Consider the following 15951-nt stretch of genomic DNA (forward strand, 5'->3'; position numbering starts at 1 on the left):
CCCCTGACGGTGCCGCATCGTCCTCGCCGCATGGGTCGCTGTCATCCAGATAGATCACGCTTTCACCCAAGCCTTCATAGCTGGCCAGTTGGCGCGCGAGCGCCGCATCGGCGACCACGATCGACGATTGTGGCACCAGTAACTCACCGATTGCCGCGCAAAGGTGGTCATCCGCCAGTATATGGCCGTTTTCGTCGCGGCCCAGGTCTGGGTGCAGGATCAGTGGCAGGGTATCGTAATCGGCCACCACTTCGGCGATCGCGCTGGCGATCTCGGCACTGACGGTCGCCCCGATCTTGAACGCGGCAACCGGCATGTCTTCGAGCAACATCCGGGCTTGCGAGACGACATGTTCGGGATCGACGGCGGTGACGCCCAGGCAATCGCGGGAATCACGGACTGCGTAACCAGTCAGGACACTGACGCCGTGGCAGCCCATGCTGGCGAAGGTCGCGAGGTCGGCATGCACGCCGGTGGCACCGGTGGGATCGGCAATGCCGAAGGTTAAAACAATAGGAGGGGGGGAACTTATCATGCGTCAAATTGTTGCGCAGGCACGTAGTTGCGTGAAAGAGAAACGCCTGTCGGGCTTCCCGTCAATGCGGCAAAACGTTACCATCATGCTTTGCATTGTAGCGGATCGTCGTACGACGCATCGAAAGAATGGAATATCAAAGTTGGATGTGCCTGATTTGTGGTTGGATTTACGACGAGGAAGCGGGTTTGCCGGAAGAGGGCATTGCCCCTGGCACGAAGTGGGACGACGTACCAATCAACTGGACCTGCCCCGAGTGCGGTGCCCGTAAGGAAGATTTCGAGATGGTTCAGATCTGATTTGCACCGCGCGCCCCGTCGGGGTGCGTGCGGTCCTGTGGCCGGACCCGGTCAGCGCGACGCGGTCCGGCTTTTTGCGTGGCGCGCCGGCGAGCGGTTGTTGATCCGGCATCGATGCCTTATACCACCGTCGGGTCGCGCGTCGCGCTCGGGGCATGACTGGTGTGGTGGCAGACCCTCACGTCTCGTGCGTGCCGGGTTGCTTTACCACGCCATAGCGTTCCAGCGTGCGCTGCCGCGCTTCGGCATGGTCGACGAGCGGGTGCGGATATTCCTTGCCGAGCGTGATGCCTGCGCGCGCCAGGATCTCCGGCTTGGCGAGCCATGGGGCATGGATCGATTTGTCGTCGAGCGCCGCCAGCTCGGGGACCCATTCTCGTATAAAGGCGCCGTTGGCGTCGAATTTCTCCGATTGCGTCAACGGATTGAAAATGCGGAAGTAGGGCTGCGCATCGCATCCGCTGGATGACGCCCATTGCCAGTTGCCGTTGTTCGCGGACAGGTCGAAGTCGTTGAGCAGTCGCTCGAAGTAGGCCTCGCCACGCCGCCAATCGATGCCCAGGTCCTTTATCAGGAACGTCGCCGCGACCATCCGCAGCCGGTTATGCATGAAGCCGGTCTGGTTGATCTGGCGCATGGCGGCATCCACTAGCGGGTAGCCGGTACGGGCCTCGCACCAGGCCGCGAAATGGGCGTCGGCTTGCTTGCCAGACTCCCAGGCAATCAGGTCATAGTCCGGTTTAAAGGCATGGCGTGCCGGTTTGGGTATCCGGAGCGGGGTCGTGTGCGTCTTTTTTGCCGAGTCTTCATCCAATTCATCGTCCGTATCGTCGATGACGAGTCGCGGGTGGTGATACAGGATCTGGAAGAAAAAGTCGCGCCAGACGAGCTCTGACAGCCAGGTCTCGGCGCCCTCGCGGTCGCGCGCCGCGTGGCTGGCGGCATAAGCCGTACGCGCCAGCGCACGCGCCGAGACGGTGCCGTGCCGCAGATGCGTCGACAGCAAGCTGGTGGAGGCCAAGGCCGGGAAGTCGCGTGTGCGATGGTAGTCGCCCACGCGGCTTTCGAATTGCTCCAGCAAGGTCAGCGCGGCGTCCTCACCGGCCGGCAACGGGCTTTGAGCAGCGCCGAAACCGAGCGCTTTCAGCGATGGCAACTGACGCGGGTGCAGCGTGCCTTTCACGTCAGGCAAGCTCGGTGAACGCGCCGGTGGGGCCGCGAGTCGGTCGAGATGCCGTTCCGACGGGCGTGCGGCGAAGGCGCGGTCACCTTGCGCCGCCTGCAGCCAGGCGCGCTTGTAGGGCGTATAGACGCTATACGGCTTGCCGGCGCCTGTGACGATCTCGTTCTTCTCGAAAATGGCCTGATCCTTGAAAGTCCGCAGCACGATATCATCGTCATTCAGGCGGTTGGCTACTTGGGCGTCGCGGGCGCGGGCGGCAGGTTCGTAGTCGTGATTGAGAAATACCGCGTCCACGCGCAGATGACGCGCCAGCGCGGGTACCAGGGACACGGGATCACCGTCGCCAATCCAGAGACCGCCGCCGTGACGTTGAAGGCTGGCTTGCAATTCCGCCAGGCTGTCGTGGATAAAAGCGACACGGGCATCGTGGGGCGGTAAGCCGTCCAGGATCGTCCGGTCGAATACGAACACACAGTGGACCTGCTGCGCAGCTTCCACTGCATGGTAGAGTGCTGTCTGGTCGCGAGTACGCAGGTCGCGCCGGAACCATACCAGGGCGTTACTGAATTCGGGCATACCGTTACCGTGTCATTGCTAAAATTTGCATCATGTCCAAGTCCTCTGACGATCGCATCAACCTGACAAACCAATTCCTGATTGCCATGCCGGGCATGGTGGACTCGAATTTTTCGGGTACTGTCATTTATTGCTGTGAACACAGCGAAAAGGGCGCGCTCGGTCTCGTGATCAATCGACCCACCGACATCGACTTGAAGTCGCTGTTCGACCGGATCGATCTGAAACTCGACAGCGCGACTCTCTCCTCCCTCCCAGTGTACTTCGGCGGCCCGGTTCAGACAGAGCGTGGCTTCGTGCTGCATGAGCCCGGTGGCGAGTACACGTCGTCGATGTCGGTACCGGGTGGGCTCGAAATGACCACGTCGAAGGATGTGCTCGAGGCGGTTGCGAGCGGCCAGGGACCGAAAAAGTTCCTGTTGACGCTCGGTCACGCCGGGTGGGGCGCTGGACAGCTCGAAAACGAGATTGCGCAGAACGGCTGGCTTACCGTGGCCGCTGATCCGTCGATCGTGTTCGACGTACCCGCCGAGCAGCGGCAGGAAGCGGCGCTCGGCTTGCTCGGCGTCTCGTTGTCGATGCTGTCAGGCGAGGCAGGGCACGCCTGAATGGTGGGGTCATCTTCACCGTTCGCATCCGATGCCGCGGTGGGCACTGCGGCTGCTGGTTCAGGGGCGGGCGGGTCCGGCGAAGCACCGCAAGTGCCTGCCGCTGTTCCGACCAACGCGCCGACCTTCGTGCCGGATGCCGCCGTGGTGCTCGGTTTCGACTACGGTGAAAAACGCATTGGCCTGGCTGTCGGCAATACGCTGACTGGAAGTGCGAGACCGCTCACGATCATCGAGAATCGGTCGCGCGATTACCGTTTTGCTGAAATCGGCAAGGTGATTGCGGAGTGGCGTCCAGCGTGCCTCGTGGTGGGTCTGCCGCTGCATCCCGATGGCGCGCCGCATGAAATGACGCAACTGGCGCGGCGATTCGGCAACCAGTTGAATGGTCGCTTCAATGTGCCCGTGGTGTGGGTCGACGAGCGTTATACGTCAGTCGAAGCACGGCAATTGGCGCGTGAGGCGGGACGGAGCGGCGGCCGTGGACGAAGTGGCGGCGGGGCCGTGCGGGGCGGTCGAGGGGCACGTATCGATGACGCCGCGGCCAGCCTGATTCTGCAGCAATATCTGCACGACGGTGGCACCAGCCAAGTCGATCTCAGCGGCCAGGGCGGCGCCTGATGAGTTGGGGGTCGCATCCGCAGGCCGGATCGGATGGGCGGCTGCGACATCTGTTGACCTTGGATGGCTTGCCGCGTCGGCACCTAGAGCATCTGCTGCGCTGGGCTGCGCGCTATCTCGTTTATCTGACAGCAGGAAGCGTCTCGCCGGCACCGGGCACCGATGATGCCGGTCGCGGTGTGCTTGCCGGGTCCTGCGTCGCGCCGATGTTCGTCGATGTGGAGGAGCAGGCCGCCTGCGTGGCGGCCGCCCTGGCGCTTGGTGCCGACGTGCGGTTTTGCCCCGGATTCGTTGGGGCGGTAGCGACATCGCTGCTGTCCCAACCGCCAGCCGTTGTGGCCGAGGGCGTGTATTCGCGCCGCCTGATCGACTGGCTCCCCGCGCTAACCGATGCGCGCTATCTGATCCTTCAGCATGCGCAAAACGGCGCGCCTTTTCTGTTCGCCGCCCATTGCGCGGCGCATCAACAGATTGTGAATGCCGGCGACGGCAGCTATGCGCACCCGATACGCGCGCTATGCAATATTCTTGAGATCATGCAACGCAAGCCGGCTTTGACGTCGCTGCGAGTGGCGATTCTTGGTGATATTGCCGAGTCCGGCGTCGCACGATCGACTTTGCATGCCTTGACGACCTTGGGCGCGCCGGAAATCCGCGTTGTCGGACCGACCGCACTGTCTTTCGAGGCGATCGCGCAGTTAGGCGCAATGTGGTACGACGACCCCGAGATTGGCCTGGCCGATATGGATGCGGTGGTGGTGCTGTCCACGTACCCGGCGGAAGCGGGCGTCACGCCAGCAGCCTATGTGCGGTTTGACGAAAGGACGGATGCCGATGCGGACGCGTTTGCGCTGACGTCGCCGCCGAATCTTGTCGTCCAAGCGGTCTGGATGGCGGTTTTCGCGGTGTTGGCGGGATGCGCTGATGAGAACGCCCATCGCGTCATCGGTTGGCAGAGCATGTCACATATCGACGATTCGCTTGACGTCCCGTCGATCGAACCGGGGAGTGGGCGATAGCGATGGGTGAAACGTTGCCGCCTCGGCCAATACCGACGCTGATTCAAGGGGCGATGGTCTTGCTGCCGACGACTGTCGGCGCGGGCCTGCGTCGCGTCGAAACGGATGTCTATCTGGACGCGGGCGTCATCGCGAGCATAGGGACCGAGCCTTCGGGCTTCGTGCGTTCCACTGCGCAACACATCGATGCGAGGGGCTTGCTGCTGATGCCGGCAATGGTCGATCTCTGCGCGCGATATGGGACCGAAGCGGCTGCCTGGCCTGAAGCTGCGGCGTGCGGCATTGCGGCATTCGTAAGTCCGGGAGTCGCGCACGTCGATTGTCGTGCGGCGATGCATCGGCGTGCCGAGGCTGACGGGACCGATCGCGATATCGACGACGACGTGCTGGGCAATGTCGTTTGCCCCGGCGTCGATGCCGATACAGCACCCCTTGCCTGGGGCTCGACGTTCGACGCGAGCTTTGACGGCATCGCCGATTATGCCGGCTTGCAAGAAGCGATGTTGCGCGCAAAGGCTGCCGGCGTGCCGTTATGGGTCAGGCCGCAGGACCGGACGTTGGTGGCGGGCGGCGTGATGGCGAGCGGGCCTTTCGCCGTGCGCCTGGGGTTGCCCGGAGTGCCCGTGGCTGCGGAAACGCAGGCGATAGATGCCCTGGTCGCATCGATGCGCGAGACGCGGGCGGCGGTGCATTTGTCCCGACTTTCGTCGGCGGAAGGGGTGATGCGCGTGCGCGATGCGAAAGCCGAGGGCCTAGCTTTGACCTGCGATGTCGCGGCGCATCAGCTGCATCTGATCGATGTGGATATTGGCTGGTTCGATAGCCGTTTTCGCTTTGATCCGCCTTTGCGGGCCGCCGGCGATCGTGAGGCGCTGCGCCAGGGTCTGGCGGACGGCACGATCGATGCGATCTGCTCCGATCACACGCCGCACCGTGCCCGAGATAAACAGGTGCCATTTGCCGAAGCTCCGGCGGGCGCACCGGGGTTTGCGCGCTTGCTGGCCTTGACGGTCAAATGGGCCGAGGAAGATCGTATTCCGCTGGTCGAGGCGCTGTCGAAGCTCACCTCGGTGCCGGCCGGCATCGCGGGCGTTCCGGCGGGACGGATCGCCGTGGGTGCAAGTGCCGACCTCGTTTTGCTCGATCCTGACGATTATTGGCAGGCTGTGGCGATCAACGGCGCTGTTTCCGGGGCAAGCGAAAGCCGCGCGGCGTCCCCCTTTGCGGATTTCGAATTGCCCGCGCCGATCCGTCGAACCTGGCTGGCCGGTCGAGAAATGTCGGAATTCTGGGATGGGAGCCGCTATGCTGATACCTTACAAGATCGGTAAGATGCGATTTCTTCGCATGCTGAATGTGCCGCGAGCGTCATACTCGATTGTCGTCATGCTTCCTTTTTTGTCCTTCGCTTATTGTCTTTCATGCAACGTCCCGTGAATTCCAGGCAGGAAACAGTCTTGGCCGACCCGTCGCGTTCGGCGTTCGATTATGCCGCGATCGACGATAGTTTCATCGTGACCCGACCCGCGCCGCCGCTGGCGAAATGTCGCCTGATCGCCCATATCGTAAAGGGGGTATGGCAGGTGGTGGCGCGCTATTCCCGTGCCGACGCCGCTGTTAAAGAGCGGATGGTGCGGGACTGGTCGGCGCAATTGCTCGCGCTGTGTGGCGTGACCTTGAAGGTGCACATGCCAGAGGGCGTTCCGGTGCTCGGGCAGGGGGCGATGTTGGTGTCGAATCACGTCTCCTGGCTCGATATTTACGTGATCAATGCGTGGCGACCGACGCCATTCGTTGCAAAGGCCGAGATCGCGCGCTGGCCGGTAGTCGGCTTTCTGGCAACGGCGATCGGCACCGTGTTTATTCAGCGCGAGCGGCGCGGCGATGCCAAACGGATTGTCGATCAGTTGTCGAACGTCTTGCAGGCGGGCGGCCTGATCTGCCTGTTCCCCGAAGGTACGACCGGCGATGGGCGCACCGTCATGCCTTTTCACGCGAATATCTTTCAGGCGGCCGTAGCGGCGGGCGCGCCGGTGCAGCCGGTGTGTTTGCTATACGAGCGCCCGCATCAAGGGAGGCGCGGCGAGCAGTCGATGGCCGCGGCTTATATCGGGGATATGTCGCTGGGGGATACGCTGACGGCGGTGCTGCGGGATGGCCCGCTCGTGGCGCACCTTCATGTAGGCGAGCCGCTTACCGCGCTGGCCGATCGGCGCAGCGCGTCACAAGTGGCGCATGCGGCGATCGACGGGATGTTGAAGACGTTGCAGGCACCGTTGGCGGGTCAGCCGGGCGACTGAAATGCGTCCCGGCGCGCATGGCGCCAGATCAGTTACCTTCCTGGACCACGTGCGGCGTGCTGTGCGCGGCGCCGGACAGTTCGCAGGACACTTGAAACAGCTTCCGTAGCTCAGGGTCCGGCGTGAGGCGTCGTGCGCTGAGGGCGTGGCCCCAGACGCAGCCGCTGTCGAGACCAAGCAAGCGGTCGCGCGTCACCAGGCCGAGTGCGGCCCAGTGACCGAAGATCACCGTCAGGCCTGCGGTACGGCGGTTGGGGACATCGAACCAGGGCATATAGCCGGGCAGCGCGGAGTCCAGTCCGCCGTTTGCCTTGAACTCCATTTCGCCGTTTTCATTGCAGAACCGCATGCGCGTCAAGGCGTTGGCGATGACACGCAGGCGATCGTCGCCCGTGAGATCGTCGCGCCAGACGTTCCCATTCCCGGCATAGATGCGCGCGACGAAGGTGCGCCAGTCGTCGCTGCGCAGTCCCGTTTCCAGTTCAGCGGAGAGCGCTAGCGTGGTTTGTGCGTCCCACTGCGGCGGCACACCCGCGTGCACCATGAGCATATCGTTCGCGAAATGCGCAAACGGACGGCGACGGACCCAATCGATCAAAGCGGAGGCGTCCGGTGCGGCGAGGATGTCAGCGATGGTGTCGCCACGCTTCATCGTGCGCACGCCGGCAGCGACGGCCAGCAGGTGCAGGTCGTGGTTGCCGAGAATCGCCGTTGCGCGGTCGCCAAGGGCGATCAAGCGCCGCAGCGTTCCGAGCGAGTCGTGGCCGCGGTTGACGAGGTCGCCCGCGAACCAGAGCGGCGAGCGGGCCAGCGCCTCGCCATTGGCAATGCTGCGCTCGTCGTCGGCGTCGATTTGATCAAGCAAACGATCGAGTGCGTCGCGACAGCCCTGGATGTCGCCGATGGCGATGGGGAGGGGGGTGCTGGGAACTCGCACATTGCCGGACGGGGGCGTGCCTGAGAGTGGCGACATTAGGTCGCCTGTAGAGGCGGACTCGGAAAACAGGACTGGCATAGCCAAACACACTAAAAGCAAAAGGAGAGCCCGTGAGCCAGACACCGTATGTCATCGTCGAAACCATGACGCGATGACGCAGAGACACTCTGAACCGTCATTTTGCCGTAAAACCAAATAAAGCGTATAGAGCCAGGTCGGGGAAAACGTGCGTCGAGCGTTGTTTCGCGCGTTGGTTAATTCCACTCACCCGTGCATAATGCGGCGTAATTTCCCCGTGGCCGCTACCGGCGGAGTGCGCCGGGTGCCTCCGACACCCAATCGCCCATGGCTGTTTTGTCGATGGGTATCATCAGTATGGCCTTCCTCGCCTTGATTACCGGCACCATCCTGGACACGGTGACGGGAGGGCGCCGTGAATTGCGCATGCTTTCTTATTTGCAACATCCAGCCGTCCTACCAGGCAATGAAGCGGCACATGTCGCGCAAAGCGCTTCATGGACGACCGATACCGGGCGGAAATGAGTGCCGAACGTGCGTCGCTATTGCGGCAGCTTGTCCGATTCTGCATTGTCGGCGCGAGTGTCTTTATCTTTCAAGCGGCGCTGGTAGAAGGCGGTGCGCGATTAATGGGCCCGGTCTGGGCACAAATAATCGCGTTTCCGTTCGCTGTCACGCTCGCGTGGCAATGCAATCGACGTTTCACATTTGCGCCCAGTACGCATAGCGCGCGGCACGAGTGGTTGCGTTATGCGTTGGCGAATGGTGTGGGATGGATCGTCAGTAACCTGATCTACTTCTTTTTGATATCGACGTTTCCTGTCATCCACCAGCATCCGGTCATTGCGGTTGCGGCGGGCACGGCAGGCGGCTTGGTATTCAACTTCACTGCATCGCGATATTTCGTTTTCAGCAAGTAGATCCGACTTGTGCGAAGCAGGTGGTGTCGTTCAGCGTAGAGCGTCGTAGGCGGTGGCAAGATGGTATGGCGTTGTCGAGGGCATATCCGCTCGGACAATATCGCCATGCTCGTTGATGGCCTCACGCCAGCCGACGGGTAGGAGGAATCGCTCTGCGAAGGCACGGGCCTGCTCGGGCGCCATAGCGCGGATTGCTGAATCGGGGTGAACCGCCAATGCACGCAAGTATTCCGTCTGCGCCCATATCCGCTGAGTACCATCAATCACCTTCCCCTGCCGATCGATGCTGGCCGCCACGGCGTGGCTGACAGGATCCACGCCATGGGTCTGGCCAAAGTCAAACGCCGCCAAGAGCGATGTGTCCAGGCCTGATGCCGAAAATGCACGATGTCGACTTTCCACCGACAGATAGAACCATTCGAATTGGTGGCCTGGCTCGATCCAGCTCGCGGTTTCGTCGTGCGACAACTCCATCACGCACTGCGAGGCGGGGTCAACGAATGCCACGGCAATGCGGGGCAATAAGGCATCGAGCGCCGTGTCGAAGCGCGTGTCGCCAGTCGCATCGGCGGCCATCAGATACGCCTCTGTCAAATGCATCAGCGGATTCTGCAGCGGCCCGCTGTGCGGTGTGGTGAATGTGACATCGAACGCGGCCTGCGGCAGTCCGTGAACGGGATCCGGTTTGAACCGAGTCGCAATCACGTCTGCAACCTCATGCATTAATACACGCGCCTCTGAATTGCCGCAGTAGCCGAAATAGGCGGACAACGCGAACAAGACGAAGGCGTGCGTATAGAGGTCCTTGCTTGTTTCCAGGGGCTGGCCGTCCGGCCCGACGCTGTAGTAGAAACCGCCGTGCGTAAGATCGGGGAAAAAGCGGCGTAGGCTGTCGAATAAACGGGCGGCATGGAGCTGGTCCCCCGCTTTTGCAAACACGTACAACTGCCGGGCACATGCCATCGCGCGGAAGCGTTTTGGCGCGCAGGGCGCGAGCGCGCCCTCGTTTGAGGCGAGGGCTTCATACGCCAACGCCAACGCCGTATTGAAACCCGTGTCACGCCACATATTGAGCACGGTGTTGTCGTAGTGGCGGTGTAGCGCGAGGAACGCAGCTTCCGATGGAAGGGTTGCAACGGAGCGAAAACGGGTGTGCATGGCGGCGGCACCGGGAAGAACAAGCAATTCCGCGGGAGACGGGCCGAATAAAAAGCACCGCGCCGTCCCAGCGTGGCCGTCACGCCAATGGACTCACCGGCGGCGGCGCTTAAAGGCGCTATTATGCCTCCGGTTTTGTGTTCTGCGGCGGCTGTGGCATGAAGCGCGGGGTAGCGCCGACGACGCGCCTGTGTGCGCGGTGTCACATGCGGTAACATGGCCCATTCCAGAGGCGCCTATCGTAGTCGCCTCTACTTGGTTGTGTCGTTCCCATCGAGGCTTTGCGTGGCGCAGTTGTCCGTTTCCGTTGTTGTATTTCGTTCCGACCCGGCTGTGCTGTCTCGCACACTCAATGCCTTGCGCGTCGCCATCTCGGCTGCGGTGTCCCAGCAGCTGTTGGAGGCGCCGGTGCGGCTGACGCTGATCGACAACGGCGCGGCCGGCTCGGATGACGCGGTTTCCCTTGACGCGCTGCGGCAGCCGTTCACGGATTGGGAGGTATGTATCGAGGCGGGGCACGGCAATATCGGATATGGTCGCGGCCATAATCTGGCCATTGATGTTGCGGATTCAACCCTGCATTTGATCCTGAATCCGGATGTGATCATGGCGCCTGATGCCCTGGTGCAGGCATTGGCTTGGCTGCACGGCGAAGCGTCGGTGGTAGCACTTGCGCCTCGGATCCTTGGGGAAGATGGGCGGCAGCAATATCTTTGTCGGCAATATCCTTCGGTGCTTGATCTGTTCGTGCGTGGCTTTCTTCCTGCACGGTGGCGCGCCCCATTTGCGCAACGGCTTGAGCGCTACGAGATGCGCGATACGATAGACGAGGCGCGTAACGGCGGTGTCTGTTATCCGCCGATCATCAGCGGCTGCTTCATGTTGTTCCGGACGCCAGCGCTACGATCGGTCGGCGGCTTCGATCCGCGCTATTTCCTCTATTTTGAAGACTATGACCTCAGTCTGCGCGCGGGCCGTGTAGGGAAAATTTCCTATGTGGACGCCGTCGAAATCGTCCATTTCGGCGGGGGTGCCTCTCGTAAGGGGCTGGCGCATATCAGAATGTTTGCCGCGTCGGCATGGCGGTTTTTTAATCGTTTCGGGTGGAAATGGGTCTGAGGGCACCACTCGGTGTATTCATGGCTTCGCGTTCAAAATGCACCATTGAAGCTGGGCACAGGTAAAGCCTGTACGGTTGCTGCAGCTGACGATGCGGGGAAGGCCTTCGCGTATGAACAGCGCGTTGGCACGCGCTTGCACCGCGCCGTCGCGCGCCGGGCCTTCGGCCGATAGAATTGCGTAGGCGGGGCCGCCCCGTCGTTTCACCAAATGCGCGACAGCGTGTCGAAAAACATCGCTTGCCGGAAAGCTGCCGTCGATCTGTGCAAAGGCAACCGTATTGGGGAACGCCCCGCCAACCACCCATGCGCATCGGTCGTCCCATCGAGGATTACCGTGGCGTGCCTCGCAGGATCGGGTTGATATGCATCTGCATCCCGGTAGGGGCCAAATCTATTGCCAGCTTGTGATGCCACAATGCAAAGCCATTATAGAAATGGTAGTTATCTTGATCCCAATTCGTGTCCTGTCCCAGACTGAATGAGCGATTGCCCACCAGTAGCGGCACCGAAAGGCAGAGCCACGTGTCGAGGTAAGACCAGCGGCGTGGGCCGAATTGCTGTGTTTGGAGTATCGACTATGCGCGATGTGCGCGCCGCTATCGCGTTTCTTGATTGCATAACGCCTGCCCACATGAGCGTGCGTTGAGGTGCGTCCGGGGCGCGGCAATGGGAGAAGAGGGCACACTGTGCCCGCGTTCCCGGCCCGGAATACGGCAAAAAATCGGGGCAAGTATCTGTCCGCACGGACTGACTGGTAAGATGGGAGTTTTGATTGCCCATGTTCGGGGTAGGGCCGCTCAATTCGGCTTGGCCTGACGCCGTCATAGAGGGCGTTTGTGCTAAAAAATGTAAGCAAGGTATCGGTCTGGAATGCTGAAATCGGAAGTCTGCGCATTGACGGACCTGTCGTCCCCGGTGCGTCGCGTCGGCGTCGTGGTGGTGTTTTACCACCCGGACGACGCCTGCATTCGCCGAGCGAACCGATTGTCGCAACGCTACCTCTGCGTCGTCGTCGACAATACCCCTAAATGCGATCGCCGTGACCCCGCCCGCTCGACGTCCAATGCGGCGCTGGACCCGGGCGTTGTCTACCTGTCAAATGGCGCGAACTTGGGCATCGCCACCGCGTTCAATCGCGGGATTTCTTGCTTGCGTGAGCAAGGATGTGATATCGCGCTACTGTTCGACCAAGATAGTGAGCCGGATGACATGTTATTGACGCAGCTGCCGCTGACGCTAGCGGCCTTGCGTGCGCGGGGTGAGCGGGTTGCCGTTGTCGGTCCGGCTTACCGGGACAGTCGATTCGGCGGCGTCACGCCCTTTGTGCGCTTCGATCGTTTCAGCATGCAGCGCGTCGAAGTGGCGGGTGACACGTTGCTGGATATCGACTTCCTCATCAGCTCGGGTTCGTGCATCAATGTGGAGGCTTGGACCGATCTTGGGGTATTCGACGATGACTTGTTCATCGATTTCGTCGACTTCGAATGGTGCGTTCGGGCCAAGCATGCTGGCTATCGCGTTATTGGTGTGCCCTGGCTGCAGATGACGCATCAGCTGGGCGAGGAACCGGTCCTGGTATTTGGTCGGCGCTATCCGATGCATAGCGCAACCCGCCATTACTATCTGTTCCGAAATTCGATTGCGATGTTGAAGCGGCGCTACGTCCCGTTGGGCTGGAAGCTGCCGGAGCTCTATAAGATACCGTCGCGATTCGTCGTGTATGCGTTGTTTCCACAGGATCGGTCCGCCCATATCGGGATGGCACTCCGCGGTCTCTGGCACGGCCTGATCGGTCGGTCCGGGCCTTTATAAGTGCGACTGAGTCCATGAGATCTGTATTTGCCTCTATTCCTGCTTTGTTGCGCCTGCCTGCGAGAATCGTGTTGACGATCCGCCATCAGGCGATCGTGCGCGGTGGCCTCTTTCGGGCATTTTCCTATTACGGCACGCTCCTGCAGCGCGAAGGTCTCGGCGGCATCACGCGCCGGCTGACGAAGCTGCGCAAAGGACAGGGCGTGGCGGATAGTCCGCCGGCCGATGACGTCTATCGTCGCTGGATCGCTCGGTTCGATACGATTGACGATGTGAAGCGCCAGACGTTGCGGGCTGCGATCGCTGCCTTGCCGTCCACGCCGCTCATCTCAGTTGTGATGCCCACTTTCAACAGCGACGTGGCGTTATTGCGAGAGACGATCGCGTCGGTACAGGCGCAGCTTTATTCCCACTGGGAGCTGTGTATTGCCGACGATGCCTCGACCGATCCTGCGGTGGTGTCTCTTCTGGAGGAGATGCAGGCAGCAGACGCGCGCATACGGTTTGTCGTTCGGGAAAGAAATGGGCATATTGCAGAGGCCAGCAACTCGGCGCTCGCGCTGGCACGAGGCGAATACGTCGCGCTGCTCGACCACGACGATTTACTGCCCGAGCATGCGCTGTACATGGTTGCGCACTATATTAATCGCTTCCCGCAGGGCCGCTTGTTCTATAGCGACGAAGATAAGCTGACGACTGAAGGCGGCCGGACGACACCGTACTTCAAACCGGATTGGAACCCGCAACTGAGCCTGTCTCAGAATCTGTTTTCACATCTTGGCGTGTTCGAGACGAGCCTGGTGCGGTCAGTGGGCGGCTTTCGGCCCGAATTCATCGGCAGCCAGGACTATGACCTGATGCTTCGTTGCGTCGATGTCGCCGGCTATGATGCGGTGGTCCATATTCCGCATATCTTGTATCACTGGCGCTTGGGCAGTGGGAGCACGGCACAGAATGTGGAAGCGAAACCATATGCACATGAAGCACGCTTAAATGCATTACGCGAGCATTTGGCGCGCAACGCGATGCGCGCGACCGTATTGACGAACGAAGCGTCAGGGCAGCCGCGGGTGCGCTACGCCTTGCCGGAGCCTGTACCGCTGGTTTCCATCATCATTCCGACGCGCGATGGCCTTGCCTTGCTGAGACAGTGTATCCAGAGCCTATTCGAGAAGACGACATACCCGTACTTCGAGATTTTGATTGTCGATAATGGCAGCGTCGAGCAGGAAACGTTGTCCTACCTGGCCAGTATCGATGGGCAACGCGGCGTTCGAGTTCTTCGCGATGACGCACCGTTCAATTTTTCCGCGCTGAACAATCAGGCTGCGGCGGCTGCGCACGGGGATTATCTGTGCCTATTGAATAACGATATCGAAGTGATTTCACCGGACTGGCTCGATGAAATGGTCGGTCTGGCGGCCCTCCCGGACAGCGGTGCCGTTGGGGCACGACTTTGGTACCCCAACGACACGTTGCAGCACGGCGGTGTATTGCTCGGGGTGGGTGGCGTGGCCGGACACCTCCATGCCGGGCTTCGGCGCTGGCAGCTCGGCTACTTCCTGCGCGCAGCGAGCACACAGAACCTGTCTGCCGTGACAGGGGCCTGTCTCGTGATCCGGGCTTCGACCTATCACGCTGTCGGCGGCTTGGACGAGGACCTGCCGGTTGCTTTTAACGATATCGACTTCTGTATCCGTTTGGGCGAAGCGGGATATCGCAATATTTGGACGCCATTTGCTGAGCTCTATCATCACGAATCTGCTACGCGAGGCTCGGATATGAACGTCGAGAAATATCGCAGATTTGTGGAAGAAGTGCGGTGGATGGAGCGGCGATGGCCCGACCATTTGGCGCGCGACCCGGCATACAATCCCAATCTGACCGTGGAGGCTGGAATACCCCCGTTCACGCTCGCTCATTCTCCGAGAATCGGGCAGTTTGACTGAATAAGGTGCGTTGTAGATGAAAATATTACTGACTGGGGCGACGGGTTTTGTTGGGCGTCACCTTGTGCCGCAGTTACTGGCGCGCGGCCATCGGCTCACCGTGTTGGTCCGAGACCCTTCATCGGTAAGCGGCTTCCCCTGGGGCGCCGATGTCGAAGCGTTGGCTTTTGATCTCGCCTCGACTGATTTTGATGCGCTGCCGGACTGGGGATCGCAGGACGCGCTGATCCATCTTGCGTGGCCCAATTTGCCAAACTACGGGGCCTCCTTTCATTTCGAGGCAAATCTTCCCCAGTCGTATCAGTTTATAAAACGGTGTGTGGAGCGGGGGATCCGCCACGTCTTGGCAACGGGGACCTGCTTCGAATATGGCATGCGCGACGGTTGTCTCGTCGAATCCATGGGCGCGCGGCCGGCCAACCCTTACGCCTTTGCGAAGGATACTCTGCGCGGTTTCGTCGAGCTATTGCAAAAAGAGACGCCGCTGACGTTTCAGTGGGCGCGGCTGTTCTACATGTACGGCGAAGGTCAGAATCCGAAGAGCCTGCTTGCACAATTGGATCGTGCAATCGACGAAGGGCAGCCTAGCTTCGACATGTCTTTGGGAGAGCAGTTGCGCGATTATCTACCCATCGAGGAAGTCGCGCGCCGGCTGGCGCTGCTTCTCGATCACCCGACGCTGCAGGGCGTGACCAATATTTGCAGCGGCGAGCCAATTTCTGTTCGCCGCCTTGTGGAGCAACATATCGCTAAGCGAAAAGCGACGATTGCGCTTAATTTGGGTTTCTATCCTTATTCGCCATTTGAGCCCTTGGCGTTCTGGGGCGACGCGAACCGGATGAGGCAGATCGACGCCATTCGCGACAGCGATTGATTGAAGGACCAAAAGTCGACT

The 15951-nt window shown here is 61.0% G+C and carries 15 protein-coding genes and 1 pseudogene; 12 read left to right on the forward strand and 4 right to left on the reverse strand.

From position 1 onward, the window contains the following. Positions 1-58: 58 nt before the first annotated feature. Positions 59-535 (reverse strand): annotated as a pseudogene (locus SJQ66_RS19375) (bifunctional hydroxymethylpyrimidine kinase/phosphomethylpyrimidine kinase); the annotation flags it as partial. 128 nt (positions 536-663) lie between these two features. On the opposite strand from SJQ66_RS19375, the gene SJQ66_RS19380 reads away from it, so the two are divergent. Further along, the gene (locus SJQ66_RS19380; protein ID WP_024902812.1) at positions 664-834 is read left to right on the forward strand and encodes a rubredoxin; all 171 of its coding nucleotides are present in this window, start codon (positions 664-666) and stop codon (positions 832-834) included. A 178-nt stretch (positions 835-1012) separates the two neighbouring features. Here the strand turns inward: SJQ66_RS19380 and SJQ66_RS19385 are convergent, their stop codons facing one another. Continuing rightward, a complete protein-coding gene (locus SJQ66_RS19385; protein ID WP_320535177.1) occupies positions 1013-2593 on the reverse strand; it encodes a cryptochrome/photolyase family protein in 1581 nt (526 codons plus the stop codon). A gap of 32 nt (positions 2594-2625) precedes the next feature. Here SJQ66_RS19385 and SJQ66_RS19390 point away from each other — a divergent pair, with 32 nt between their 5' ends. From SJQ66_RS19390 to SJQ66_RS19410, 5 genes are all read left to right on the forward strand, one after another. Next, a complete protein-coding gene (locus SJQ66_RS19390) occupies positions 2626-3201 on the forward strand; it encodes a YqgE/AlgH family protein (protein ID WP_024902814.1) in 576 nt (191 codons plus the stop codon). A 129-nt stretch (positions 3202-3330) separates the two neighbouring features. Continuing rightward, positions 3331-3822 carry a Holliday junction resolvase RuvX gene (ruvX, locus tag SJQ66_RS19395; RefSeq protein ID WP_320535352.1) on the forward strand — a complete coding sequence of 164 codons (492 nt, stop codon included), beginning with the start codon at positions 3331-3333 and terminating at the stop codon, positions 3820-3822. After that, positions 3822-4841 (forward strand): aspartate carbamoyltransferase, encoded by a 1020-nt coding sequence (locus SJQ66_RS19400; protein ID WP_320535178.1) that lies wholly within the window; start codon positions 3822-3824, stop codon positions 4839-4841. Before ruvX ends, SJQ66_RS19400 begins: the two co-directional genes overlap by 1 nt. Before the next feature lie 2 nt (positions 4842-4843). Further along, positions 4844-6172 (forward strand): amidohydrolase family protein, encoded by a 1329-nt coding sequence (locus SJQ66_RS19405; RefSeq protein WP_320535179.1) that lies wholly within the window; start codon positions 4844-4846, stop codon positions 6170-6172. Between the two features lie 126 nt (positions 6173-6298). Next, on the forward strand, positions 6299-7141 hold the full coding sequence (locus SJQ66_RS19410; protein ID WP_320535180.1) for a lysophospholipid acyltransferase family protein: 843 nt from the start codon (positions 6299-6301) through the stop codon (positions 7139-7141). A gap of 28 nt (positions 7142-7169) precedes the next feature. Here the strand turns inward: SJQ66_RS19410 and SJQ66_RS19415 are convergent, their stop codons facing one another. Next, on the reverse strand, positions 7170-8114 hold the full coding sequence (locus tag SJQ66_RS19415; protein ID WP_320535181.1) for a symmetrical bis(5'-nucleosyl)-tetraphosphatase: 945 nt from the start codon (positions 8112-8114) through the stop codon (positions 7170-7172). A gap of 324 nt (positions 8115-8438) precedes the next feature. Here SJQ66_RS19415 and SJQ66_RS19420 point away from each other — a divergent pair, with 324 nt between their 5' ends. Then, complete coding sequence (locus SJQ66_RS19420) at positions 8439-8621, forward strand: hypothetical protein (RefSeq protein WP_320535182.1); 183 nt, start codon at positions 8439-8441, stop codon at positions 8619-8621. Beyond that, a complete protein-coding gene (locus SJQ66_RS19425; protein WP_320535183.1) occupies positions 8618-9016 on the forward strand; it encodes a GtrA family protein in 399 nt (132 codons plus the stop codon). Before SJQ66_RS19420 ends, SJQ66_RS19425 begins: the two co-directional genes overlap by 4 nt. A gap of 30 nt (positions 9017-9046) precedes the next feature. Here SJQ66_RS19425 and SJQ66_RS19430 read toward each other — a convergent pair whose 3' ends face one another. Then, complete coding sequence (locus tag SJQ66_RS19430; protein WP_320535184.1) at positions 9047-10174, reverse strand: AGE family epimerase/isomerase; 1128 nt, start codon at positions 10172-10174, stop codon at positions 9047-9049. Between the two features lie 216 nt (positions 10175-10390). On the opposite strand from SJQ66_RS19430, the gene SJQ66_RS19435 reads away from it, so the two are divergent. The 4 genes from SJQ66_RS19435 (at position 10391) to SJQ66_RS19450 (ending at position 15930) form a co-directional block, all read left to right on the forward strand. Then, a complete protein-coding gene (locus SJQ66_RS19435; protein WP_320535185.1) occupies positions 10391-11293 on the forward strand; it encodes a glycosyltransferase family protein in 903 nt (300 codons plus the stop codon). An 872-nt stretch (positions 11294-12165) separates the two neighbouring features. Further along, on the forward strand, positions 12166-13107 hold the full coding sequence (locus SJQ66_RS19440) for a glycosyltransferase family 2 protein (protein WP_320535186.1): 942 nt from the start codon (positions 12166-12168) through the stop codon (positions 13105-13107). Positions 13108-13121: 14 nt separating this feature from the next. Beyond that, positions 13122-15056 (forward strand): glycosyltransferase family 2 protein, encoded by a 1935-nt coding sequence (locus SJQ66_RS19445; protein WP_320535187.1) that lies wholly within the window; start codon positions 13122-13124, stop codon positions 15054-15056. A 16-nt stretch (positions 15057-15072) separates the two neighbouring features. Beyond that, complete coding sequence (locus SJQ66_RS19450) at positions 15073-15930, forward strand: NAD-dependent epimerase/dehydratase family protein (RefSeq protein WP_320535188.1); 858 nt, start codon at positions 15073-15075, stop codon at positions 15928-15930. Positions 15931-15951 lie beyond the last annotated feature (21 nt).

Source organism: Robbsia andropogonis (genome assembly GCF_034047095.1).
In the GTDB taxonomy this organism is placed as follows: Bacteria; Pseudomonadota; Gammaproteobacteria; order Burkholderiales; family Burkholderiaceae; genus Robbsia; species Robbsia andropogonis.